This is a genomic window from Thalassotalea litorea (genome assembly GCF_005843925.1).
Lineage (GTDB): Bacteria > Pseudomonadota > Gammaproteobacteria > Enterobacterales > Alteromonadaceae > Thalassotalea_A > Thalassotalea_A litorea_A.
The window spans coordinates 201,780-225,185 of record NZ_VCBC01000004.1 but is presented as its reverse complement, the minus strand read 5'-3'; the positions used below and the strand labels follow the sequence as shown (position 1 = coordinate 225,185).

Genomic DNA, 23,406 nt, shown 5'->3' with positions numbered 1-23,406 from the left:
ATTTTGCCACGGAATTGTATTAGAAAAACATACCTGACGACTCTGGCAACAGGGCCAAGTGACTAAACCAGTTAAGTCTGCGCTGAGGATAATTGCTGCATTGCCAATGGCGTCCACGACGCAACGCAACGCAACGCACCAGAAAATCACTTTTATCCATCGACGCGTCAATCAGCGAAAACAAGGCATTATCCGCGTTTTTGCCATCGACCCAGCCTATGTAGATAACAGTGACAAGGCGTTAGCCTCATCGCTTAACGCTACGCATGCCCTACTTCACTCGACAGGTGCCCTAAATCGATACCTAGCTTTTCCGCCGCCCGCTGCCAGCGCAGCTCAATTGGCGTTTCAAACAATATCTGTTTATCCGCATCCGTATTTAGCCAAGAATTTTTCTGAAGTTCCTGTTCGAGTTGCCCCGCTGACCAACCAGCATAACCTAGGGTAACGATAAACTGCTTTGGCGCGCGTTCAGTCCCAAAGGATTGTAAGATATCTTTTGACGTGGTGATCATAATGTCATCATGCAATGACAGTGAGGAATGCCAGCCAGGTTGACTACTGTGCAAAACAAAACCGCGATCAGGAGAGACTGGCCCTCCCGCCAACACCCTTTGATTGCTGACGTCCTTTAACGGTTGTTCCGAATCGATTTGCTTTAACAGCTCTTTTAAGGTGATACGAACAGGGATATTTATCACCAATCCCATCGCGCCATTTTCATTGTGCTCACAAATGTAGGTCACCGTTTTGGTGAAATACGGGTCATCAAGGCTGGGCATGGCAATCAACAACTGATTTTCTAAACTTTGCACGCAAATGTTCCTATGCTTGGACCAGGAAGCCAGTGTCGCCACTGGCTTTGCGTTTATTGTTATTGTTGAGGCGAATTCTGGTTGATGTTTTCTTCAATGGCATCCATCAATTTACCACTGATATTAATTGGATATGCCGCTTCAATTTCGCGAATACAGGTTGGACTGGTAACGTTGATTTCTGTGACTTTATCACCGATAACGTCAAGACCAACAAAATATAAACCACGTTTTTTCAGCTCTGGAGCTATGGTCTCGGCGATCAGACGATCATTTGCTGACAGGGGACGCGCTTCACCTCGACCACCAGCGGCCAGATTTCCTCGCGTCTCACCCTTGGCTGGAATACGAGCCAGACAATAAGGCATCGGCTCACCATTTACGATCAGGATGCGCTTGTCACCGTCCACAATCTCAGGCATGTACTCTTGGATCATAGCATACTGGCTACCATGTGCCGTCAAAGTTTCAATAATTACCCCGACATTCGCTTCATCATTTTTCATTCTGAAAATCGATGCTCCCCCCATGCCATCCAGAGGTTTAATAATAACGTCTTGATACTGATGATGAAAATCTCTTATCCGTTGGCTATCTCGAGTGACTAAAGTGGCAGCGGTTAATTCAGGAAACCAGGCGGTAAATAGTTTTTCATTACAGTCGCGCAGGCTCTGCGGTTTATTCACGATTAGGGTACCGTGCGCCTCAGCGCGTTCCAGCATATACGTTGCGTAGATGTACTCGGTATCAAATGGCGGATCCTTGCGCATAATAATGGCATCCAAATCCGTAAGAGGAATGTCCTGCTCACCGGTAAATTCATACCATTTTTGGGCATCGTCAAAGACACGAACCGTTTTCGTAGTCGCTCGCGCCTCTCCCTGGAGCAGATATAAGTCATTCATCTCAATGTAATGCAGTTGATAACCACGTTTTTGTGCTTCAAGCATCATTGCCATGCTCGAATCTTTGGCAATTTTCACCGCTTCGATAGGATCCATTACCACGCCAAGTTTAATCGTCATTCACTATTCCTGAATTATTGTCTATCGCCAACTGGGCGATGTAAGATTTCATAGTTGCTATTCTAGTTCAGCCGTATCAACAAGTTAAGGGCTAACGTAAATCTCCAAAGCGACATTGAAGTGCGGTTATCGCGGTAAGCGCGGCCGTTTCCGTTCGCAATACTCGTGGTCCCATAAGAACCTCGGTATAGCCCTGATTGCCCGCCGTTTCAATTTCGTCATTGCTCAAACCGCCTTCTGGGCCAATAAGCAAGCGCACTTTATTCTGATGCGAAGCCGCTATATCCTCTATCGGTAGCCCCATTATTGAATGCTCAGCTCTTGGGTGCAGGTTAAGCTTTAAAGCGTCACTTTTCTGCTGTAAAAACTCTTCGAGATTGATTGCATCATTTACCTTAGGTACGAATGCTCTGCCACTTTGCTCGCAAGCAGAAATAACAATTTTCTGCCATTGCGACACCCGCTTTTGTAATCGTTCATTACTGAGTTTTACGCCGCAACGTTCGCTAAACAAGGGAGTAATTTCGCTGACTCCCAACTCTACCGATTTTTGCAAAGTGAAATCCATTCTGTCACCTCTGGATATCACCTGTCCGAGGTGCAGTTGCAGCGGTGACTCGTTGATCACCGGCGTTTGTTCGAAAATTTTAATGTTGGCTCGTTTTTTCGCAACATCACTTAGGGTCGCCAAATATTCATAACCATCACCATTGAATACCGCGATGGTATCCCCTTCAGCCAGTCGTAATACCCGTACCACATGGCCAAAAGCATCGTCGGTTAGCGCTTGAGTCGTTCCACACTGTAAATTATCGGGAACAAAAATACGTGTTTTTGGCGTCATAATGATTCAGTAGTGTCGCTAGATGGTGAGTCAAAAAAAGTATTGTACGGAAAAAAAACTGAAAATGAAAAGAGCGATATCCGCAAACGTATAGAAAGAAATTAATATCACCTCGTATTTAAGCTCGCAGACAATATTACTGGGCGAATGATTGACGAGCTTATGGCCTAATATGAAACCGTGCGGCTTCAATAGTCATTAATGGCAATCAGGAGGATTTACCCGATCATGCTGTGCGCATAAACGGACATAATCAATATGCTAAAAGGCAAAAGGTATTTCACGAAGATTCGATATTTTAAAGGCATCGCTTACTCCTTGTTGATAACTTAAAGAAACACGCTACTACTGACCTCCGCGAATTTGATGGCTGGTTATCGTTGCAACGATAACGATAGAGGCGCCAGACTTACTTCTGTGCATCATCATGTTTGCATTATCTATGCCTAAATAAAATACCCTTTATTTACAGTACTTTAGACATAACCTCTAAATTTTAAACATTGTTAGTGTTAATTCTCCTGACAACATTTAAAGCAATTGTCGACTTTTTATACAGAAACTTGATTGAACCTTTTTAGACGTCTAGACGTAAAAAAGTAGATTTCTGTTTTTTGAGAAGGTAGAATTCGCACTATATTGAACTTGGCATATGCTTTTTGATAGATGGCCAAGCAGTCGGTGCGATTGGTACCAAGACTGAATTTTTTATAGATAGAGGCATTATGGCTAAGCAATTCTTTACTTCAGAGTCGGTTTCTGAAGGTCACCCAGATAAAATCGCAGATCAAATTTCCGATGCTGTACTGGATGCGATCATTGCCCAGGATAAGCATTCGCGTGTCGCGTGCGAAACCATGGTAAAAACCGGGGTGGCGATCATTTCGGGTGAAGTGACCACTGAAGCCTGGGTCGATTTAGAAAAAATTACCCGCCAAGTAATTTGTGATATTGGCTACACCTCTTCCGATGTAGGTTTCGATGGAGAAACCTGTGGCATTATGAATTTAATTGGTCAACAATCTCCTGAAATTGCTCAGGGTGTTGATCGAGCAAAACCAGAAGATCAAGGTGCTGGGGATCAGGGTCTGATGTTTGGTTATGCAACCAACGAAACCGAATCCTTAATGCCCGCGCCATTGTATTACTCTCATCGTTTGGTCGAGCGTCAGGCGGAAGCGCGTAAATCCGGCATCTTGCCATGGTTGCGTCCAGATGCGAAATCTCAAGTTACTTTTGTCTATGAAGATGGTAAACCCATCGCCATTGATACCGTTGTGTTATCGACCCAGCATAACCCAGATATCAAACAGGAAGACCTATACAATGCGGTGATGGAAAACATCATCAAGCACACATTACCACCGGAATTATTAACCGAAGATACCAAGTACCACATCAACCCAACAGGTCGATTCGTAATTGGTGGTCCGGTTGGTGACTGCGGATTAACGGGTCGTAAAATTATCGTCGATACATACGGTGGCATGGCTCGTCATGGCGGCGGTGCTTTTTCAGGTAAAGATCCATCAAAAGTGGATCGCAGCGCCGCGTATGCTGGTCGTTATGTAGCGAAAAATATCGTCGCTGCTGGACTGGCAGATCGTTGTGAAATACAGATATCCTATGCCATTGGTGTCGCAGAACCGACCTCAATCGCAATAGAAACCTTTGGTACCGGTAAATTGGACGAAGATACGTTGGTTGAGCTAGTGCGCAACCATTTCGACCTACGCCCGTACGGCATAACCAAAATGCTCGATTTATTACACCCAATGTATCAGCAAACCGCCGCTTATGGCCATTTTGGTCGCGAGCCTTACCAAATGACTGTCGGTGAAGACACGTTTACCGCATTTAGCTGGGAAAAAACTGACAAGGCCGATACGTTACGCAAGGCCGCAGGGTTAGACTAACCCAACTCATCATTCCAATAAAAAAGGGCTTTCAAGCCCTTTTTTCATTTCCATCACACGAGTAACGACATCAGCGATCAAACCCCTGCAGCAACCTCTTATCAAGACACCCACAATAATCTTTTAACAAGACACCCACAGTAATCTCTTATCGAGACACCCACAGTAATCTCTTATCAAGACACCCACAGTAATCCCTTATCAAGACACCCACAGTAATCCCTTATCAAGACACCCACAGTAATCCCTTATCAAGACACCCACAGTAATCTCTTATCGAGACACCCACAGTAATCCCTTATCAAGACACCCACAGTAATCCCTTATCAAGACACCCACAGTAATCCCTTATCAAGACACCCACAGTAATCCCTTATCAAGACACCCACAGTAATCCCTTATCAAGACACCCACAGTAATCCCTTATCAAGACACCCACAGTAATCCCTTATCAAGACACCCACAGTAATCCCTTATCAAGACACCCACAGTAATCCCTTATCAAGACACCCACAGTAATCTCGAATCAATAAACGCGAAAATTTCGACTGTTGATGTTTAATGGCCAGAAGCTATCGAAACTTCCTCCCCCTGTTTTTCACAAAAGCCATAATGACCCGACGATTGCATCGTTATCGTGGGTGTCTTATTAAATATCTATTGCATAGCTGGGTTGGCAACCATGGCTGTCTTGTTAAATAATGGCTGTCTTGTTAAATATATCGATGAAAAGTGCGGGGTTTATTTTGATAGCTGTTTAATGAAACGTAGGCAGACTAAATCGGATTGGAGGGGGTTCAAGAAAATTATTGAGTTGTTATCCTATCTTTTTAATGACATAAAAAAAGCAGAGGATAAGCTCTGCTTTTTAGTGTTCCAACTATTTTTCTAACCTTGGATTTTAGCGTGATTAGTCGTCATCAAAGCCGTCTAAGGTCGCTCCTTTTAATCCACCCATACCAGTTTGTTCATTTGAACGAAGCTTGATCATCAAGCGTAGATCATTCGGTGAATCCGCATGATGCAAGGCATCGGTATAGCTGATTGTTCCGGCTTCATACAAATCAAACAACGCCTGGTCAAAGGTCTGCATCCCTAATTCTCGGGACTTAGCCATCACTTCCTTGATATCGCCAACATGGCCTTTTTTAATCAATTCACCAATGTAAGGAGAATTTAACAGGATTTCGATTGCCGCCGCACGCCCATCACCGTCACGCGTTGGTACCAATTGCTGAGCGATAATGCCTCGCAGGTTAAGTGCCAAATCGAACAATAACTTGCCATGCTGTTCTGCTGGCACTAAGTGCATAATACGGTCAATGGCCTGGTTGGCATTGTTTGCATGGAGTGTTGCAATACATAAGTGACCCGTTTCCGCGAAACTTAACGCATGTTCCATGATTTCCTGAGAACGGATCTCACCTATCAGAATGACATCGGGAGCCTGACGTAAAGAGCTTTTCAGCGCTGCATCAAACGATTCGGTGTCCATCCCAACTTCACGCTGGGTGATCATCGATTTTCCATGCTCATGGACGAATTCAACCGGATCCTCGATGGTCAGGATATGACCACGGGCATTGCGGTTTCGATAGCCGATGAGTGACGCCATCGAAGTTGATTTACCAGTACCTGTACCACCAACGAACAACACCAGACCACGCTTGGACATCACCACGTCTTTTAACACTTGCGGTAGACCGAGCTGATCAACATCTGGGATTTGGGTGACGATTCGACGAATGACCATGCCTGGCATTTCTCGTTGCCAAAAAGCCGAAATACGGAAACGACCGATGCCATCTACCGCAATCGCATAGTTACATTCTTTGGTTTCTTCGTATTCTTTTAACTGCCTTTCACTCATCGAACCTTCAACCAGCTCCAGTGCCGATCCATAGGTCAGTACTTCTTCAGAAACTGGCGTTAATTCGCCGTTAATTTTGGCACTGGGTGGCAGATTCACCGTGATAAATAAATCCGAGCCATCCATTTCAATCATTTTTTGCAATAATTGATGAAAATACATAATTAATCCCTGCTTACGGTTATCAGCCTTAGTAAACTCTGAATTGGTTTTTATCTACGGCTTTTGCCATTGCGTCATCACGGGAAATCATGCCGCGACTCAGAAGGTCCTGCAGGCATTGATCCATGGTTTGCATACCATGTTGCATCCCGGTTTGAATCGCAGAATACATCTGTGCAATTTTATCTTCTCGAATCAGGTTACGAATTGCCGGAACACCGATCATGATTTCATGGGCCGCCACTCGACCACCACCAACTTTCTTGACGAGGGTTTGTGAAATTACCGCGCGCAAAGATTCCGAAAGCATGGAGCGAACCATGTCTTTTTCAGCGGCAGGGAATACATCGATAATACGGTCAATCGTCTTCGGTGCTGAGGTTGTATGCAAAGTACCAAATACCAGGTGACCGGTTTCTGCAGCGGTCATCGCCAGGCGAATGGTTTCCAAGTCACGCATCTCACCAACCAGAATCACATCGGGATCTTCACGCAGTGCTGAGCGTAATGCATTGTTAAAGCTCAGAGTGTCACGATGTACTTCCCGTTGGTTAATCAAACATTGTTTATTTGGATGAACAAATTCGATTGGATCTTCAATGGTTAATATATGATCACGCTTGGTATCATTAATATAATCGACCATTGCCGCCAATGTCGTAGATTTACCTGAACCTGTAGGACCGGTAACCAACACTAAGCCACGCGGGTTTTCTGAAATCGTTCGGAAGATATCGGGACAACCTAAATCGTCCAAAGATAATATTTCACTGGGGATAGTACGGAAAACAGCTGCCGGCCCACGATTCTGGTTAAATGCATTTACCCTGAAACGTGCAAGATTTGGCACTTCAAAGGAAAAATCCACTTCTAGATTTTCTTCGTATTCTTTTCGCTGGCGATCAGTCATAATATCGTAAACCAGCGCGTTGACGTCTTTATCTTCAAGGGCGGGTACGTTAACTTTACGTACGTCACCGTCTACTCGAATGGCGGGGGGCATGCCTGTAGATAGATGTAAATCGGATGCATTGTGTTCAACACTAAATGCCAAGAGTTCGGTAATATCCATACATTCCCTTAACTTATTATCATTGTTATAAAGAAATAAAACATGACAGAAATTGTTACCAGGCTGACTCAGGTTCAACAACAGATTCACAATGCCTGTATTCAGGCAAATCGAGCCCCGTCTTCAGTTACCCTTTTAGCGGTCAGCAAAACAAAATCAGCGCAGTTAATTCAGCAGGCGATAGATGCGGGACAACGAAATTTTGGTGAAAACTATGTTCAGGAAGCTGTCAGTAAAATTCAACAACTTGCACATAATTCTGACCTAAACTGGCATTTTATAGGGCCAATTCAAGCTAATAAAACCCGTTTGATCGCGGATAATTTTTCCTGGGTCCACAGTGTCGACCGGGAAAAAATCGCTAAACGCCTGAATGAACAACGTGATCCTAACATTACCCCTCTGAACGTTTGTTTACAAGTGAATATTAGCGACGAGCAAAGTAAATCTGGGGTTAGTGCTCAAGAATTATTCACTCTTGCAGATTTTATCAACAACTGTAAACAGTTACGACTACGCGGGGTGATGGCAATTCCAGAAAAAACCGACAATATCGAACAGCAATTGCAACAATTTTCGGCGTTACAAAACTTGTATCTGCAACTGCAACAGCGCTACCCTGAAGTCGATACGTTGTCGATGGGAATGAGCAACGATATGGCGCAGGCAATTGGATGCGGATCAACCATGGTACGCATCGGCACCGCGATTTTCGGCAAGCGCGATTAAATGTTTTCAACTACCTTTGCGGTAATTAGAATTGTAAATGAAACTGGTTGCTATCAATGCAATACAGCAAAAATACGAAATAGATAAGTAGACACCTATGACCAATAACACCATTGCCTTTATTGGCGCCGGCAATATGAGCCGAGCGATTATCGCTGGATTAGTTGCCAACGGTTACCCTGCCAAAAACATCATTGCTGCAAACCCAAGCATCGGTAAGCTCGACGCTTTGCATCAGGATTTTGGCATCACCATCACTCAAGACAACGTTGCGGCTTGTTCGCAAGCTGACCTTATCGTTTTGGCGGTAAAGCCGCATTTCATTCAACCGGTCTGTGAACAACTGGCAAAAAATGTCAGTCTGTCGAACAAATGTTTTGTCAGTGTCGCCGCAGGCGTCAATATTAAACCAATACAAAACGCACTAGGATTTGCGGCGCCGGTAATTCGCTGTATGCCAAATACGCCTTCACAATTGGGCTTAGGCGTCAGTGGCATGTTTGCATCCGCTGAGGTCAGTGATCCGCAAAAACATTTGGCAGATACATTGATGGCGAGTGTTGGTATAGTCCAGTGGTTGGAAGCGGAAGAAAATATCGATGATTTGATTGCCGTATCCGGTTCCGGACCAGCGTATTTTTTCGCATTTATGGAAGCGATGCAAAATAAAGCCATTGCCCTGGGCTTTAATCCGCAACAAGCCAGAGCCTTAGTGCAACAAACTGCTTTAGGGGCTGCGCAGATGGTTGTTGAAAATCACGATCAAGAAATTTCTACGTTGCGCGAAAATGTCACCTCGAAAGGCGGCACAACGCAACAAGCGCTTTTAACATTTGCACAAGGCGGATTGCCTGAATTGGTCGATAAAGCCATGCAAGCCGCAAAAGATCGAGCCATTGCAATGGCCAAAGATAACGCATAAACCGAAAAAATCTGATAATTTTAAACTAGTTAATAAAAAAATTTGGAGAATTCATGGAAGCTGTCAATTTCCTACTGACCTTTTTATTTGACACCTACATAATGATTCTGTTGTTAAGAGTCTGGCTACAATTAGCGCAAGCGGATTTTTATAACCCTCTAAGCCAGTTTGTAGTTAAAGCCACGGCACCTGTAGTCAACCCATTTCGCCGCATCATTCCAGGCTTTGGCGGTGTTGATGTCGCCACGATAGTCGTTGCGCTGCTCGTCGGCATTGCTAAATTCATCGTTTTAGCCGTTGTCCATGGCGCCTCGATTGATATTGTGACCTATATCATCATTGGCGTAATTTTTACTATCAAGCAAGCGGGATTCTTAATTTTCTGGGTCTTAATACTGATGGCATTGATGAGCTGGGTTGTGCAAAGTGGTAATCCTGTGCAATCTTTATTTCACCAGTTAACCCAACCACTTCTGAATCCCATCAGACGCATGCTACCGGATATGGGTGGCTTAGATCTCTCGGTTTTAGTCGCACTGGTTGCATTGAACTTTCTCAATCTATTCCTCGGCGGCTTCGTGCCCTTTTGGCAGTCGCTGTAACCCCATCGAAAGGCGCTCTTAGCCGAGCGCTTCAATTCCCATATACCAAATCGTTCGTTAAAACAGTATGATAGCCCAGTGATTTACTGGCTTTGGGCCTAGTTAGAATGGCCGTTCAACATTTGATGTCGATTTTCATATTTGGGAAACACCAATTATACCCGCCAGAGCGCTGTCCTAACTATGCACTGGCTATGCCTTAAAGCTGTTATAATTAACTTAGATCTAATGAGCTGGAAATGAATATGTTTAAGCCTTGGTTATTACTAGTTGCCTGTCTAAGCCTTGTTGCCACCGCTTCTGGCCAACAACAAGAGCAAAACGTAAAACAACTGGGAAAAATGGAAGTCCATTACATCGGCATCCCGACGACTTTTTTAACCCCGGAAGTCGCACAATCCTACAAAATAGAGCGTAGCCGCTATCGTGGATTGCTCAATATCGTTGCCTTGGATACAACCAAAGAGGATACACCGGCGCTGTCGGTGGGGATCTCAGGCACCGCTACAAACCTGGTTGGGCAAACCTTCACTTTGAAATTTAATAAGGTCACAGAGGGCGAAGCCATCTATTATCTGGCGACCATCGACTACCCAAATGATGAAACCTATCGCTTTGATATTTTGATTAACAACAATGGCGACGAGCAGCAATTGAAGTTTACCCAAAAGTTCTATGTAGAAGAGTAGCCCCCTCCTTTGTAATACTCGACGGTGGTCCTGGTTTTAGTCCTGGTTTTAGTCCTGGTTTTAGTACTGGACTTGATACCGGCAATTGCACTGGCATAACATTTGAAATGCGGTATCATGCCGCATTTTTTATTGCTCGCTTATTTAACCTAACAAGATGGAATAATGATGAAACAATCCCTGGTATTGGCCACCGGTAACCCCGGAAAAGTAAAAGAACTCTCAGAGTTGTTAGGTGAACATCAGATTGAAGTGTTACCACAAAGTGATTTTGATGTGCCTGATGTTGCAGAAACCGGCACAACGTTCGTCGAAAACGCGATAATCAAAGCCCGTCATGCGGCAAAATGCACCGGTTTACCGGCGATTGCCGATGACTCGGGATTAGAAGTGGATTTTCTAAACGGTAAGCCCGGCATTTACTCGGCGCGCTATGCTGGTGAAGCTGGTAATGACAGTGCTAACAACGACAAACTTATGGCAGCCATGAAGGATGCAGATGATAAACAAAGAAGCGCTCGATTTCAGTGTGTTTTGGTGTATATGCGCCATGCCGATGACCCGACGCCAGTGATTTGTCATGGTACCTGGGACGGGAGTATTTTAACCACTGCACAAGGCGAACAAGGGTTTGGCTATGATCCATTGTTTTGGGTAGATGCCCATCAATGTACGTCTGCGCAATTACCCAGAGCCGTAAAAAATCAGTTAAGCCATCGCGGGAAAGCATTAAAGCAATTGTTAGCCCATTTTCAACACCTGGATTAAGCTGATGCTCGTATCTCCACCACTGTCTTTGTACATCCATATTCCATGGTGTGTGCAAAAATGTCCCTATTGTGATTTTAATTCCCATGCTCTGAAACAAGATATTGATGAGCCCGAATATGTTGCTGCGCTGCTCAAAGACCTCAGTGATGATATCGTCCGATTTACGATTCAACGGCCGGTGCATTCGATTTTTATCGGCGGCGGCACGCCAAGTCTATTTTCGCCAAAAGCTATTGGCAATATCCTCGATGGTGTCGGTCAGCGCCTCCATATCAGCAATACGACCGAGATCACCCTTGAAGCAAACCCAGGCACCATAGAGGCCGATAAATTTAAAGGCTTTGCTAGTGCGGGAGTAAATCGATTATCCATTGGCGTACAAAGTTTTGCGTCGGATAAATTAATAAAACTCGGGCGAATTCACGACTCAGGCCAAGCCATTCGCGCCGCAGAATTAGCGCATCAAGCGGGGATACGCAGCTTTAACCTGGATTTAATGCACGGCCTTGAAAATCAAAGCGTCAACCATGCTCTGGATGATTTACGGCAGGCTATTGCGCTAAATCCACAACACCTTTCCTGGTATCAACTCACAATCGAGCCCAATACCGCCTTTCATTCAAAGCCACCGACATTACCGGAAGATGAAACGCTCTGGGATATTCAGGAACAAGGTTTTGAATTACTTAGCCGCGCAGGTTATCAACAATACGAAATTTCCGCGTTTAGTAAAGGTGAACAATACCAAAGCCAACACAATTTGAATTATTGGCAGAACGGCGATTATCTGGGAATTGGCTGCGGGGCCCACGGTAAAATTACCGATATCGATGGGCAAACCATACACCGCACGGTTAAAGTTAAACATCCGAAAGGTTACCTACAAAAAGACCGCCAGGCGCTCGATAAGTGGCATCAGGTAGCCGAGGCAGAACGCCCTTTTGAATATATGATGAACCGTCTGCGCTTATTCAAACCGTTTACCTTGCTGGATTTTCAACAAGCTACCGGCTTGAACGCAGACAGCATCACACAACCCTTACAACAAGCAACGAATAAAGGCTTGTTGCTAAAAGACAATGATCAATATCGGATCTCTGAACAGGGGCACCGATATCTGAACGACTTACTGTCCTTATTTTTATAAGCGTGTCTTTTTTATAAATTATCAATTTCACTTTTCAAATCGTAGCCCTTATCGGTTACGATTTTCTCTAAAGTTTCAATGCGCTGTTTCATTTCACCGATTTCATTCAGCAATTCATCATGTTTTTTTTCAGAGCTGGTATTGTTGTGTTGTAGCTTTTGGCGCTGATTAAAATATTCATATATCAGTGAACAAACAACGATAATAATCACAAAGTTAAATACGGTCATATGGCTTTTCTTTCCTTAAGTTGCACGGCCCTGTAGGCAAAGTTCATTGGTTAATTTACTCGACTATTATAGAATAAGCAATTTGCAGACCAACGCTTAACCCGATATAAAATTCAAATGAAAAACAGTGGGTTAAGCTTTTTAAGCCGTATAAATATTGAGCACAGGATCACACCGATAGAGTGCTGTTAGACCAATATTTAGTGAAAATCCCCAAACATAAGGTTTAAGTAACGTAAATGAACAGTGACACACACGAGCAAGATCAGATGTTTATGCGTGCCGCAATGGTAGAAGCAAAACGTGCGGCTTCTGTTGGTGAAATCCCTGTAGGGGCTATATTGGTTTATAACGGTGAGATTATCGCCCGCGGTTGCAACCAGAGCATAACCCTCAACGACCCGTCGGCTCATGCTGAGATGCAGGCAATTCGAGCGGCAGGTGATGTCCTCAATAATTATCGAATGCTCGATTGCACGCTTTATGTCACCCTCGAACCCTGTCCGATGTGCGCTGGGCTATTGGTGCATAGTCGTATTAAACGCCTGGTGTTTGGTGCCCGTGATGAGAAAACCGGCGCATGTGGTAGTGTTTTTAATTTGGTGCAATCGGAGCAACTCAATCATCAGCTGGAGATAACTGCTGGCGTACTCGCACAGGAATGCTCAGAAAATTTGTCCGCTTTTTTCAAGCAAAGACGTGCCGATAAGAAAAAACAAAAGCAGGCAAAACAACAGGGATCATAGCCGTCACTCAACCCGCCAACCAACCAGTTGAATTAAATAACTCATTTAAATTCAGATGGTTATTTGAGTACGTCGCGAACGCCCTAGATAGCAATAATAGGTGTCGTTGATAAACACTTGCAACAGGCTAGTGCAAACTTTCATGTTTAGACTAAAGCCACACGCAACAGCGCTTAACTACCTTCCTGGCTTTGCAACACGACCCGGAAAAATACCCGATAACGCGCATTAACTTTACGATGCGTTGAACGCGCCTGGCGACGCCGGTGATTCGATCTTAGCGCTTTTCTTTTCATGACAACCTCCGTGATACCATAAAATTAGCCATAAACTGACGATGACCTCGTGCATATTTAAAAGGTCAATGTGGTGAACTATTGCTATCACCTACACAGGTTTTGGCCAATGGCATTACTCTTTAAGTATACAAAACCAATATGACATTTTTATGACCTGGGTGTCGAGGCCAACACCCTGGAAAGTAGGAATTTTGATAGTTTGCTCTGTAATGGCAAGTTTTTCAGCACGTTAGCTATTTAGTTATCATGCAAATTTTCTTCATCTAAATGCACTAGCGTGTCGTAATAGGCGCGAATATTCTCCACGTAGCGCACCGGTTCATCGCCTCGAACATAACCGTACTTTGCATGCTGGTAGTACTTTCTCTCTTTGAGCTGTGGCAACGTAGTCTTAACATCGAGCCAGCGATCCGGATCGCCGCCTTGTTGTTCGGTTAACAAACGAGCGTCCTCTAAATGCCCCCAACCAATATCGTAAGCGGCCAGCGCAAACCATTGTCTGTCCGGGTTACTAATGCGATGAGGGATGCGGGCAAACATTTGCTGAAACAGTTTAGCAGCACCGCGTACACTCTGCTCTGCATCCAAACGGGAATGGACATCCAATTGCTGCGCTGTTTTTTTATCCAGCATCATCATTCCCCGCTCTCCCGTGTGGGAACGAGCAGTCGGTTGCCATTGTGACTCCTGATACGCAATGGCCGCCAACAAACGCCAGTCCATTCCTTCCGCATGGCGACGGAACATGGGTTCAAACTGAGCCAGTTTTACCTTGGTAGCATTAACAAAACCGCTGTTATCGACGCCATCGATGGTTGTAATGTCGGTATAATATTTTTGCGTTAAGGTCAGTAAAGTCCCGTCATGATGCGCTTCGCCAAAAAATTCCACTAATGAAGCCAGTAATGCATCATCAGCGTTTTTTAAGAGCATCCAGGCAATGGGTTGTGATTGTTGAATGGTAAAGGCCACATTGATTTGCGGGTAGGTTTGTTGATTTAGTGTCAGCGTATTTGAATCGACGATGGTAAAATCAATGTCCCCTTCTGCGACCGCTCGCAACAATTCCTCACTATCATGGGAGCTACTTTCCTGCCACTTTAATTGCGGCTCAAGCTTTTGTAATTGCTTTAGGTTTTGCGCGTGAGAAGAGTCTTTTACGACCAGCAATTTTCCGTCAACTTCACTAATGGATTTAGGCCATTTGCCACCTTGTTTAAAGACCAGTTCCTGAGAAACCTGTCCGTAACTTGGTGCAAAGCGGTATTTTTCCAAACGCTCACTGGTCACACTAATTCCAGCCGCGACAAAGTCTACTTGCCCGGATTCGAGCTTGTGTAACAATTCACTTAGATTCTTGGCCGGTACCATCTCCAACTCGACATCAATGTACTGGCTGTACCTACGTGCCAATTCATATTCAAAACCAGCTTCGTGAGATGCGTGATGATAATAATTCCCAGGCCCCTGCAAAGTACCGACCCGCAACGTATTATGTTCGAGAATTTGCTCTAGGGAAGCGGGTTTGTCCGGTTCGCTACAGGCAAATAGCATAAATGCCACTGCCGACAACAAAACCAGTCGAAGATGTTGAGCTGTATGGATAAATTTTTTCATAATAATTTTATTGTGTCGTGAATTATGCAAATTTTACAGCACTTTTTCGAATTAGTTCGCTTTAAGCGGGTTTTTATCTTATCAAAGGTCATCTTTTCTTCTATAATGCGCAGCAAAATTTACCCTTCAATCTAACCATGGTATTTAGTTTATGGAAATCCTACGCGGCGCTCCGGCGTTATCCGATTTCAGATTAAAAAAACTCCTGACGCAATGTGCGCAATTGAATCTGCCGGTCACTGACATTTATGCAGAGTTCATGCACTTTTCGCACAATGATGCGGCGTTGACCAGCGATGAACTCAGCAAACTGCAAAAGCTGCTGACTTATGGGCCAACCATCGAAGAACACGAGCCGCAAGGTACTCTCTTCCTGGTGACTCCTCGCCCTGGAACCATCTCCCCCTGGTCTTCCAAATCTACCGACATCGCACACAACTGTGGCTTAGAAAAAATCATCCGACTTGAACGTGGTATCGCCTACTACGTTGAAACGTCAAATGAGTTATCCGCAGAGCAACAAAATGCATTGCTTGCGCTGTTCCATGACCGAATGATGGAAGTGGTATTTGCGAACTTTGAACAAGCGGAGCAATTATTCGCAAGCGCCGAACCTGGCTCTTTGGCATCCGTGGATATATTAACCGGTGGTCGCGAAGCACTGGCTAAAGCCAATATTGAATTGGGTCTGGCATTGGCCGATGATGAAATTGACTATTTAGTGGAAAATTTCAGCAAATTGGGTCGCAACCCAAATGACATCGAATTGTACATGTTTGCCCAGGCAAACTCAGAACATTGTCGTCATAAAATCTTTAACGCCGATTGGACAATCGACGGTGTTGCTCAGGATAAATCATTGTTTAAAATGATTAAAAACACCTATGAGCTTAACAGTGATTTTGTCTTGAGTGCCTATAAAGATAATGCTGCGGTTATGACCGGTTCTGAAGCCGGCCGTTTCTTCCCGAACCCAGTAAGCCATGAATACGAATACACTCAGGAAGACATCCAAATCCTGATGAAAGTCGAAACCCATAACCACCCAACCGCTATCTCACCTTACCCTGGTGCGGCAACCGGCTCTGGTGGTGAAATTCGCGACGAAGGTGCCACCGGTATTGGTTCGAAACCGAAAGCGGGCCTCGTCGGCTTCACGGTTTCAAATTTGCGCATCCCTGGTTTTGAACAACCTTGGGAAACGGATTTTGGTAAACCCGGTCGTATCGTCACTGCATTGGATATCATGATTGAAGGTCCGTTAGGTGGCGCTGCATTTAACAACGAATTTGGCCGCCCCAATATTCTTGGTTATTTCCGTACTTACGAAGAACAGGTGCATTCATTTAACGGTGAAGAAATTCGTGGTTACCACAAACCAATTATGTTGGCCGGTGGATTAGGCAATATTCGCGACGAACACGTCCAAAAAGGTGAAATCGTTGTTGGTGCTAGCCTGATCGCACTTGGTGGGCCAGCAATGAACATCGGCCTTGGTGGCGGTGCAGCCTCTTCCATGGCGTCCGGTCAGTCTAATGAAGATTTAGATTTTGCCTCGGTACAGCGTGAAAACCCAGAAATGGAACGTCGTTGTCAGGAAGTTATTGACCGATGCTGGCAGCTTGGTGATGACAACCCTATTTTATTTATCCACGACGTGGGTGCTGGTGGCTTATCCAATGCATTCCCGGAACTGGTCGCCGATGGTGGCCGTGGTGGTAAGTTTGAGTTGCGCAATGTTCCAAACGACGAGCGCAGCATGTCGCCACTGGAAATCTGGTGTAATGAATCTCAAGAACGCTATGTATTGGCCGTCGCGCCAGAGCGTATGGATGAATTTAAAGCCATTTGTGAACGTGAACGCGCGCCATTTGCAGTGGTCGGATACGCAACCGAAGAAGAACACCTGACGTTAACCGATTCGCATTTTGCCGATGACGCTGAGAAAAATACGCCAATCGATCTGTCTTTGGACTTATTGTTAGGTAAGCCTCCGAAAATGCACCGTCAGGTAGCAAGCAAAACCGAAACCGGTAAAGCGCTTGCCCTTGATGACATTACCCTAGATGACGCCGCAGATCGCATTTTGAGTCTGCCAACAGTTGCAGAGAAAACCTTCTTAATCACCATTGGTGATCGCAGTGTTACCGGCATGGTAAACCGCGATCAAATGGTTGGTCCCTGGCAGGTACCTGTGGCAGATTGTGCGGTAACCGCTGCAGCGCTTGACAGTTATCATGGTGAAGCAATGTCCCTTGGTGAACGCACCCCTGTGGCATTGTTAAATTATGGCGCCTCGGCAAGACTGGCAGTGGCTGAGTCACTCACCAATATTGCCAGTGCCGATATTGGCGATTTAAACCGAATCAAACTGTCTGCAAACTGGATGGCCGCAGCGGGCCACCCGGGTGAAGATGCCGGTCTTTATGAAGCCGTAAAAGCCGTTGGTGAAGAGTTATGTCCAGAACTTGGTCTAACCATCCCTGTGGGTAAAGACTCAATGTCGATGAAAACCCAATGGCAAGATGAAAACGGTGAAGATAAAGCGGTAACATCACCACTCTCTCTGGTTATCACTGCATTTGGCCGTGTCGAAGACATTCGTAAAACCGTAACCCCGCAATTACGCACCGATAAAGGTGAGTCGCGTATTGTTGCCATTGACCTTTCCGGTGGTAAAAACCGATTGGGCGGTTCTTGTCTTGCTCAGGTTTACAAGCAACTGGGTACACAAACCCCGGATGTTGACGATGCGAAAGTACTAAAAGGATTCTTCAACGCCATCCAAACTCTGGTTCGCGAAGAAAAACTGCTGGCATACCATGACCGTTCCGATGGTGGTTTGTTCGCCGCGGTTGCGGAAATGGCATTCGCAGGCCACACCGGTGTTGATATTGATATCAGTAAACTCGTTGGTGATGATTTAAGCGTATTGTTTAACGAAGAACTCGGTGCTGTGATTCAAATCCGAGAAACGGATATCGATGCCATCCATGCGGTTTTTGCTGACCATGGCATTTTAGAGTACTGCACCGATATTGGTCGTTTGAATAATGACGATCAAATCCGCTTTAGCCGTGACGGCGATGAAGTCTTGAGTAATACTCGCACCCACTTCCGTACGGTTTGGGCGCAAACTACATTCAGAATGCAATCGTTACGCGATAACCCTGAGTGCGCCGAACAAGAACATATGCTTAAGTTTGATACTGAAGATCCAGGTCTGAATGTAAACTTAACCTTTGATCTTAACGACGATATTGTCGCCTCGCATATCGCAGCTGACGCAGAAAACGAAACCAATCCGAAAGTCGCAATTTTACGTGAGCAAGGGGTCAACTCCCACGTAGAGATGGCCGCAGCATTTGATCGTGCTGGTTTTATTACGGTCGACGTGCATATGTCCGACGTTCTCGCGGGTCGTGTCGATTTGGCTGACTTTAAAGGCTTAGTTGCCTGCGGTGGTTTCTCCTACGGTGACGTACTGGGCGCTGGTGAAGGTTGGGCGAAATCGATTTTGTTTAACGATAAAGCGCGCGAAATGTTTAAGACATTCTTCCACCGTGAAGATACGTTCTCTTTGGGGGTATGTAATGGTTGTCAGATGCTTTCTAATCTTCATGAAATCATCCCTGGCTCTGATGCATGGCCGCGTTTCGTGCAGAATAAATCTGAGCGTTTCGAAGCACGTTTCTCACTGGTAGAAATTCAGCAAAGCCCATCCATATTCTTTAAAGGTATGGAAGGCTCACACATGCCAATCGCCGTTTCACATGGTGAAGGTCGTGCCGAGTTTACGTCAGAGCAAGCCATTGCAGACGCAAATGATTCCGGTACAGTGGCGATGCGTTATGTCGACAACTATGGTCAGATAACAGAAACGTATCCTTCAAACCCGAATGGTTCACCGGATGGTATTACGTCCCTTACAACAACCGATGGCCGGGTGACGATTATGATGCCACATCCTGAACGTGTATTTAGAACTGTGGCCAACTCCTGGCATCCCGATGAGTGGCAAGAAGACTCGCCATGGGTGCGTATGTTCCGCAACGCCAGAAAGTTTGTCGGTTAATAACATTTCAATGCTTAAAAAAGCGCCTCCGGGCGCTTTTTTTCTTTGTCCGCGTATGTAGTATTACGCTATTCATGTACGACCTCCCGAGGTTTATTACCAACATTTTCGAGTGCCTGACACCCTAACAACATCTTCATCGGTCGCAATGCCTTAGTCCCTTACTTTGTGGTTCATCTATTTTCTGCTCATCTATTTTTTTGCTCATCTATACTTAGCACAGTTTAATTTCGATAAGCGAGATACCGATGTTACGCCGCCAATTTTTAAACCGACTGGGATTGGGTATGGGAGCCGCATTTCTTCCCGCGAGTCAGGCACTTGCATTAGGTGCAAGCGGGAATTCAAATCCACAAAATCCTGCCAATGCCGGACCAATATCTCAGGGAGACTGGAAAGCGTTAAGAGACTTGTTTCCGCTGACTCGCGACTACATACAGCTCGCGACATTCTTACTGGCATCACACCCAAAACCTGTCGCCGATGCGATTAACCGTCATCGCCAGGCTTTCGACGAAAACCCTGCCGATTACTGGCATAGCAAATACTTAACGATTGATCACGACATAGCCAAATCTGCTGCGGATTACATGGGCGGAGAGCCACAATGCATTGCCTTAACCGATAGCACCACGATGGGACTGGGCCTGGTTTACAGCGGTCTGAAACTAAATTCTGGCGAGGAAATACTGCAAACCACTCACGACCATTATTCGACCGATATGTCTTTAGCCCACCGTGCTAAAAGAACCAGTGCAAAAGTGAGACAAGTCGCACTTTATGAGAATGCCTGGCAAGTGGATGTTGATGACGTATGTCAACGGCTAAAAGCGGCAATTAAACCCGAAACACGGGTATTTGCTTGCACTTGGGTGCATTCATCGACAGGCGTTAAACTGCCAATACGGGCGATGGCCGATGTAATAGAAGAAATGAATCGCACCCGTAACGACAATGAGCAAATTTTATTTTGCGTCGATGGGGTACACGGCTTTGGTATTGAAGATCAGGATGTCAGTAAGCTCGGTTGTGATTTCTTTATTGCCGGCACCCATAAATGGATCTTTGGTCCAAGAGGGACAGGTGTTATCTGGGGAAAAGAAACTGCGTGGCAACGCAGCGAAGTTGTGATCCCGAGCTTTAGTGCCTCCTATGAAGTCTGGTTAGGAACTATTGAGCAGAAACAAGTGCCTATCGGTGAACATATGACGCCAGGTGGATTTCACTCGTTTGAACATCGTTGGGCGCTACCTGAAGCGTTCAAATTACATCGTCAGCTCGGCAAAGACAATGTGCAGCAAAGGATACACCAGCTAAATACCCAAACCAAACAAGGGTTAGCAAAAATGTCCCACATAAAACTGCACACGCCAATGGCTACGCAATTGTCCAGTGGCTTGGTTTGCTTTGAAGTCGATGGCATGCATCCAGAAGAGGTGGTAAAAACCTTACACAGTAAGGGCATCATTATGAGCAATACTCCTTATCGGAAAACCTATGCCCGATTTGCCCCATCGCTAATTAATAACGAAAATGAAATCGAGCAGGCGTTGGCGCAAATAAAAGCACTGGCCTAAGCAATGCAACATGACCAATTGTTTACAGGAAGGCTGGTATGGAAATAATCGAGGTTGATAATGCAACCTTTGAAATTCATCAAGATTTTATCATCGCGCGCTTTGCCGAAGGTAGCGATCAGGGGCTTGAAGAAGCGGTTCTTGTACGTGCCCTGCTAGCGGATAAATTTACCGGAAAATTTGGCTGGATATCGGATCGTATCAACAGCTACTCGATTCAGCCAAAATTTATCGAAGGGGTATTGGAAGATTTTGATCACTTAAAGTGTATGGCATGGGTCACATATGGATGCGCAATAAAAACCGAGGTTAGCAAACTTTCTGGATTTATCCCCGAAAGCATAGAAAAGAAATCATTTGAATCTTTAGCTGAAGCGGTGATCTGGACTAAATCTTACCTAAATACGTTGCCATCAGAGTAAGCTTCCCTTGCACTGAGAAAGTCTATGGAATCAATTAAGTCAAACAATGCAATTTATGAACTTCATGAAAATTATGTGATCGCGAAATACTTTGAAGGAAGTGATCCTGGCTTACAAGAAGCAATATTTATCTATCGATTTCTTGCTGAAAAATACACCTCGGATTTTGGCTGGATATCAGATCGTGTTAACAGCTATTCAAGCCACCCGGAATTTATCCACAATTTACTGGAGGATTTTTCCAATTTCAAATGCATTGCATGGGTAACATACAAAGATTCACTAAAGACCAGAATCAGTCCACTGCCGGGTTTCCTACCCAAACGAATAAAAACCAGCAGCTTCCATTCTTTACCTGAAGCCGTTGCCTGGACACAAACGATATTGTCAAAATCAAGCGACTAAGCAAACACAAAAATTACCCTAAGATTACGCTCGTATTGAATGCCTGATGGCGAATGCTTAATCGCTTCAGGCTTAATTGGCTCACGTTCAATTACCAGTTTTTTTAATCTTGGCCCTTAAAGCCACACGTGAATAACTGTTCTTTTTTAGTTAGCTGCCTGTAATTGTGCTTGCTCCGGCGCAGGTGTGATTCTCACCCACTGACTGGCAATCAGTGAACATGTTGCAATTGCTGCACCACTATAAAAAACCCAGGAAGGCTCGACTAGCCACATCAAACCAAACGATGCAGGTATCACCACCGCCGCAATATGATTAATGGTAAAGCTGACGCCAGCATTCGAAGCGATATCAGCAGGATCGGCAATCTTTTGAAAATAGGTTTTAATCGCAATCGCCATCGCAAAAAAGATATGATCAATCACATACAAACCTGCTGCAACGTAAGCGTTTTCGACTAAACCATAGCCAGTAAAAACAATGATCAAACCGATGTATTCCAACGTGAGTGCTTTACGCTCACCAACTTTCCCAATCCATTGGCCGACCTTTGGCGCGATATAAATATTCAAAACATGATTGAGCATATACAGCAAGGTGATGTCTGCGACCGAATAGCCAAATTTTTCCACCATCATAAAGCCGGCAAATACCACAAATATCTGACGTCTGGCACCACTTAAAAAAGTCAAAAAGTAATACAGAGAATAACGTTTACGCAACACGATATGTTTGTGTTGCGCCACTTTCACCGGAAACAACGGCATGTACAGCCATAACCAGGCGGTAAGGGCGAGCCCTAAGCCACCAAGAATTAAATAGGCGGTGGCAAAAGGCATTGATAAATATTCAAACGCGATATAAATAAAACCATATACGACGAGTGCCGCAATGGATTTAATCGACAATAACTTCCCCAATTTTGCCGGTGCTTCCTGTTTAGAAAACCATTGCAGACTTAAGGATTGGTTAACCGTTTCAAAGTAATGAAAACCTATCGACATCAACACCGTAGTGGCATACAAACCGTATTCGAATGGAAAGAAGCCCGTAATTGCGACCCCAACGGTTAGCAAACATAAAGAGACCAGAGCAAAGTGTTGCTCTTTGATAACCAACAACAGAAATACCGCAGTAAAGGCAAGAAAGCCGGGGATTTCACGCAATGACTGCAACATACCGATTTCGGCACCGGTGAAATCCGCGGCTTCAATGGTGAAGTTATTTAACAACGCCTGCCAACCCGAAAAGCTTAAGGTCATGATGACCGAGGAAACAATTAAAAAGACAAAAGGAGTACGCCAGGAAGAAGATGCAGGCTGAGTCATAACGGTCATAAAAGTCTATGGGAGCAAAGACATAAGAGTATCAGGAAACATCCATTATTGATATTTCTTGCGACAATTATTGTTCAATAATTCAGTTATGGGTATGCTTATATCCATGCCAGTTAACCCGTCCAATAAGAGTC

Annotated in this window: 21 protein-coding genes; 12 read left to right on the top strand and 9 right to left on the bottom strand. The window is 44.9% G+C overall.

The annotated features are described in order from the left end of the window. Nucleotides 1-260 precede the first annotated feature (260 nt). The 3 genes from FE810_RS04695 to rsmE form a co-directional block, all read right to left on the bottom strand. Nucleotides 261-815, bottom strand: coding sequence for a YqgE/AlgH family protein (locus tag FE810_RS04695; protein WP_138318875.1), 555 nt, complete (start codon nt 813-815; stop codon nt 261-263). Between the two features lie 59 nt (nt 816-874). Further along, nucleotides 875-1,840: a glutathione synthase gene (gshB, locus tag FE810_RS04690; RefSeq protein WP_138318874.1), complete on the bottom strand. Its 966-nt coding sequence runs from the start codon at nt 1,838-1,840 to the stop codon at nt 875-877. A 91-nt stretch (nt 1,841-1,931) separates the two neighbouring features. After that, a complete protein-coding gene (gene rsmE, locus FE810_RS04685; RefSeq protein ID WP_138318873.1) occupies nt 1,932-2,684 on the bottom strand; it encodes a 16S rRNA (uracil(1498)-N(3))-methyltransferase in 753 nt (250 codons plus the stop codon). A 725-nt stretch (nt 2,685-3,409) separates the two neighbouring features. On the opposite strand from rsmE, the gene metK reads away from it, so the two are divergent. Next, nucleotides 3,410-4,600, top strand: coding sequence for a methionine adenosyltransferase (gene metK, locus FE810_RS04680; RefSeq protein WP_138318872.1), 1,191 nt, complete (start codon nt 3,410-3,412; stop codon nt 4,598-4,600). Nucleotides 4,601-5,510: 910 nt separating this feature from the next. Here metK and FE810_RS04675 read toward each other — a convergent pair. Together FE810_RS04675 and FE810_RS04670 are read right to left on the bottom strand one after the other, a co-directional pair. After that, complete coding sequence (locus FE810_RS04675; protein ID WP_138318871.1) at nt 5,511-6,632, bottom strand: PilT/PilU family type 4a pilus ATPase; 1,122 nt, start codon at nt 6,630-6,632, stop codon at nt 5,511-5,513. A gap of 28 nt (nt 6,633-6,660) precedes the next feature. Further along, on the bottom strand, nt 6,661-7,704 hold the full coding sequence (locus FE810_RS04670) for a type IV pilus twitching motility protein PilT (RefSeq protein WP_138318870.1): 1,044 nt from the start codon (nt 7,702-7,704) through the stop codon (nt 6,661-6,663). Nucleotides 7,705-7,746: 42 nt separating this feature from the next. On the opposite strand from FE810_RS04670, the gene FE810_RS04665 reads away from it, so the two are divergent. From FE810_RS04665 to hemW, 6 genes are all read left to right on the top strand, one after another. Further along, nucleotides 7,747-8,433 (top strand): YggS family pyridoxal phosphate-dependent enzyme, encoded by a 687-nt coding sequence (locus tag FE810_RS04665; RefSeq protein ID WP_138318869.1) that lies wholly within the window; start codon nt 7,747-7,749, stop codon nt 8,431-8,433. A 97-nt stretch (nt 8,434-8,530) separates the two neighbouring features. Beyond that, nucleotides 8,531-9,355 carry a pyrroline-5-carboxylate reductase gene (gene proC, locus FE810_RS04660; protein ID WP_138318868.1) on the top strand — a complete coding sequence of 275 codons (825 nt, stop codon included), beginning with the start codon at nt 8,531-8,533 and terminating at the stop codon, nt 9,353-9,355. Nucleotides 9,356-9,408: 53 nt separating this feature from the next. Continuing rightward, nucleotides 9,409-9,957 (top strand): YggT family protein, encoded by a 549-nt coding sequence (locus FE810_RS04655; protein WP_138318867.1) that lies wholly within the window; start codon nt 9,409-9,411, stop codon nt 9,955-9,957. Nucleotides 9,958-10,196: 239 nt separating this feature from the next. Continuing rightward, on the top strand, nt 10,197-10,646 hold the full coding sequence (locus FE810_RS04650) for a DUF4426 domain-containing protein (protein ID WP_246036908.1): 450 nt from the start codon (nt 10,197-10,199) through the stop codon (nt 10,644-10,646). A 168-nt stretch (nt 10,647-10,814) separates the two neighbouring features. Next, entirely contained in the window at nt 10,815-11,414 is a 600-nt protein-coding gene (locus FE810_RS04645) for an XTP/dITP diphosphatase (RefSeq protein WP_138319012.1), read from the top strand. 4 nt (nt 11,415-11,418) lie between these two features. Next, a complete protein-coding gene (gene hemW, locus FE810_RS04640) occupies nt 11,419-12,564 on the top strand; it encodes a radical SAM family heme chaperone HemW (protein WP_138318865.1) in 1,146 nt (381 codons plus the stop codon). An 11-nt stretch (nt 12,565-12,575) separates the two neighbouring features. Here hemW and FE810_RS04635 read toward each other — a convergent pair whose 3' ends face one another. Beyond that, complete coding sequence (locus FE810_RS04635; RefSeq protein WP_138318864.1) at nt 12,576-12,794, bottom strand: phage shock protein B; 219 nt, start codon at nt 12,792-12,794, stop codon at nt 12,576-12,578. A gap of 239 nt (nt 12,795-13,033) precedes the next feature. On the opposite strand from FE810_RS04635, the gene tadA reads away from it, so the two are divergent. Further along, nucleotides 13,034-13,540, top strand: a complete 507-nt coding sequence (gene tadA / locus FE810_RS04630) for a tRNA adenosine(34) deaminase TadA (RefSeq protein WP_138318863.1) — start codon at nt 13,034-13,036, stop codon at nt 13,538-13,540. Between the two features lie 173 nt (nt 13,541-13,713). Here tadA and FE810_RS17260 read toward each other — a convergent pair whose 3' ends face one another. Together FE810_RS17260 and mltF are read right to left on the bottom strand one after the other, a co-directional pair. Then, entirely contained in the window at nt 13,714-13,836 is a 123-nt protein-coding gene (locus tag FE810_RS17260) for a hypothetical protein (protein WP_281278319.1), read from the bottom strand. Between the two features lie 240 nt (nt 13,837-14,076). After that, a complete protein-coding gene (gene mltF / locus FE810_RS04625; RefSeq protein WP_138318862.1) occupies nt 14,077-15,456 on the bottom strand; it encodes a membrane-bound lytic murein transglycosylase MltF in 1,380 nt (459 codons plus the stop codon). Between the two features lie 151 nt (nt 15,457-15,607). Between mltF and purL the strand changes: the two genes are divergently transcribed. From purL to FE810_RS04605, 4 genes are all read left to right on the top strand, one after another. Then, nucleotides 15,608-19,531, top strand: a complete 3,924-nt coding sequence (gene purL / locus FE810_RS04620) for a phosphoribosylformylglycinamidine synthase (RefSeq protein ID WP_138318861.1) — start codon at nt 15,608-15,610, stop codon at nt 19,529-19,531. A 248-nt stretch (nt 19,532-19,779) separates the two neighbouring features. Further along, a complete protein-coding gene (locus FE810_RS04615) occupies nt 19,780-21,108 on the top strand; it encodes an aminotransferase class V-fold PLP-dependent enzyme (protein WP_138318860.1) in 1,329 nt (442 codons plus the stop codon). A 38-nt stretch (nt 21,109-21,146) separates the two neighbouring features. Beyond that, entirely contained in the window at nt 21,147-21,530 is a 384-nt protein-coding gene (locus FE810_RS04610; RefSeq protein ID WP_138318859.1) for a hypothetical protein, read from the top strand. Nucleotides 21,531-21,554: 24 nt separating this feature from the next. Next, a complete protein-coding gene (locus FE810_RS04605) occupies nt 21,555-21,935 on the top strand; it encodes a hypothetical protein (protein ID WP_138318858.1) in 381 nt (126 codons plus the stop codon). Between the two features lie 146 nt (nt 21,936-22,081). Here the strand turns inward: FE810_RS04605 and FE810_RS04600 are convergent, their stop codons facing one another. Continuing rightward, nucleotides 22,082-23,263 carry an MFS transporter gene (locus FE810_RS04600; protein ID WP_138318857.1) on the bottom strand — a complete coding sequence of 394 codons (1,182 nt, stop codon included), beginning with the start codon at nt 23,261-23,263 and terminating at the stop codon, nt 22,082-22,084. Nucleotides 23,264-23,406 lie beyond the last annotated feature (143 nt).

Bases quoted from the DNA above. Each gene is read 5' to 3' on its own strand.
- FE810_RS04635 (WP_138318864.1), bottom strand. From the start codon at position 12,794: ATGACCGTATTTAACTTTGTGATTATTATCGTTGTTTGTTCACTGATA.
- FE810_RS04600 (WP_138318857.1), bottom strand. From the start codon at position 23,263: ATGACTCAGCCTGCATCTTCTTCCTGGCGTACTCCTTTTGTCTTTTTA.
- gshB (WP_138318874.1), bottom strand. From the start codon at position 1,840: ATGACGATTAAACTTGGCGTGGTAATGGATCCTATCGAAGCGGTGAAA.
- tadA (WP_138318863.1), top strand. From the start codon at position 13,034: ATGAACAGTGACACACACGAGCAAGATCAGATGTTTATGCGTGCCGCA.
- FE810_RS04610 (WP_138318859.1), top strand. From the start codon at position 21,147: ATGGAAATAATCGAGGTTGATAATGCAACCTTTGAAATTCATCAAGAT.
- hemW (WP_138318865.1), top strand. From the start codon at position 11,419: ATGCTCGTATCTCCACCACTGTCTTTGTACATCCATATTCCATGGTGT.
- FE810_RS04655 (WP_138318867.1), top strand. From the start codon at position 9,409: ATGGAAGCTGTCAATTTCCTACTGACCTTTTTATTTGACACCTACATA.
- FE810_RS04615 (WP_138318860.1), top strand. From the start codon at position 19,780: ATGTTACGCCGCCAATTTTTAAACCGACTGGGATTGGGTATGGGAGCC.
- metK (WP_138318872.1), top strand. From the start codon at position 3,410: ATGGCTAAGCAATTCTTTACTTCAGAGTCGGTTTCTGAAGGTCACCCA.
- proC (WP_138318868.1), top strand. From the start codon at position 8,531: ATGACCAATAACACCATTGCCTTTATTGGCGCCGGCAATATGAGCCGA.
- FE810_RS04675 (WP_138318871.1), bottom strand. From the start codon at position 6,632: ATGTATTTTCATCAATTATTGCAAAAAATGATTGAAATGGATGGCTCG.
- FE810_RS04605 (WP_138318858.1), top strand. From the start codon at position 21,555: ATGGAATCAATTAAGTCAAACAATGCAATTTATGAACTTCATGAAAAT.
- FE810_RS04670 (WP_138318870.1), bottom strand. From the start codon at position 7,704: ATGGATATTACCGAACTCTTGGCATTTAGTGTTGAACACAATGCATCC.
- rsmE (WP_138318873.1), bottom strand. From the start codon at position 2,684: ATGACGCCAAAAACACGTATTTTTGTTCCCGATAATTTACAGTGTGGA.
- FE810_RS17260 (WP_281278319.1), bottom strand. From the start codon at position 13,836: ATGAAAAGAAAAGCGCTAAGATCGAATCACCGGCGTCGCCAGGCGCGT.
- FE810_RS04665 (WP_138318869.1), top strand. From the start codon at position 7,747: ATGACAGAAATTGTTACCAGGCTGACTCAGGTTCAACAACAGATTCAC.
- FE810_RS04650 (WP_246036908.1), top strand. From the start codon at position 10,197: ATGAATATGTTTAAGCCTTGGTTATTACTAGTTGCCTGTCTAAGCCTT.
- purL (WP_138318861.1), top strand. From the start codon at position 15,608: ATGGAAATCCTACGCGGCGCTCCGGCGTTATCCGATTTCAGATTAAAA.
- mltF (WP_138318862.1), bottom strand. From the start codon at position 15,456: ATGAAAAAATTTATCCATACAGCTCAACATCTTCGACTGGTTTTGTTG.
- FE810_RS04645 (WP_138319012.1), top strand. From the start codon at position 10,815: ATGAAACAATCCCTGGTATTGGCCACCGGTAACCCCGGAAAAGTAAAA.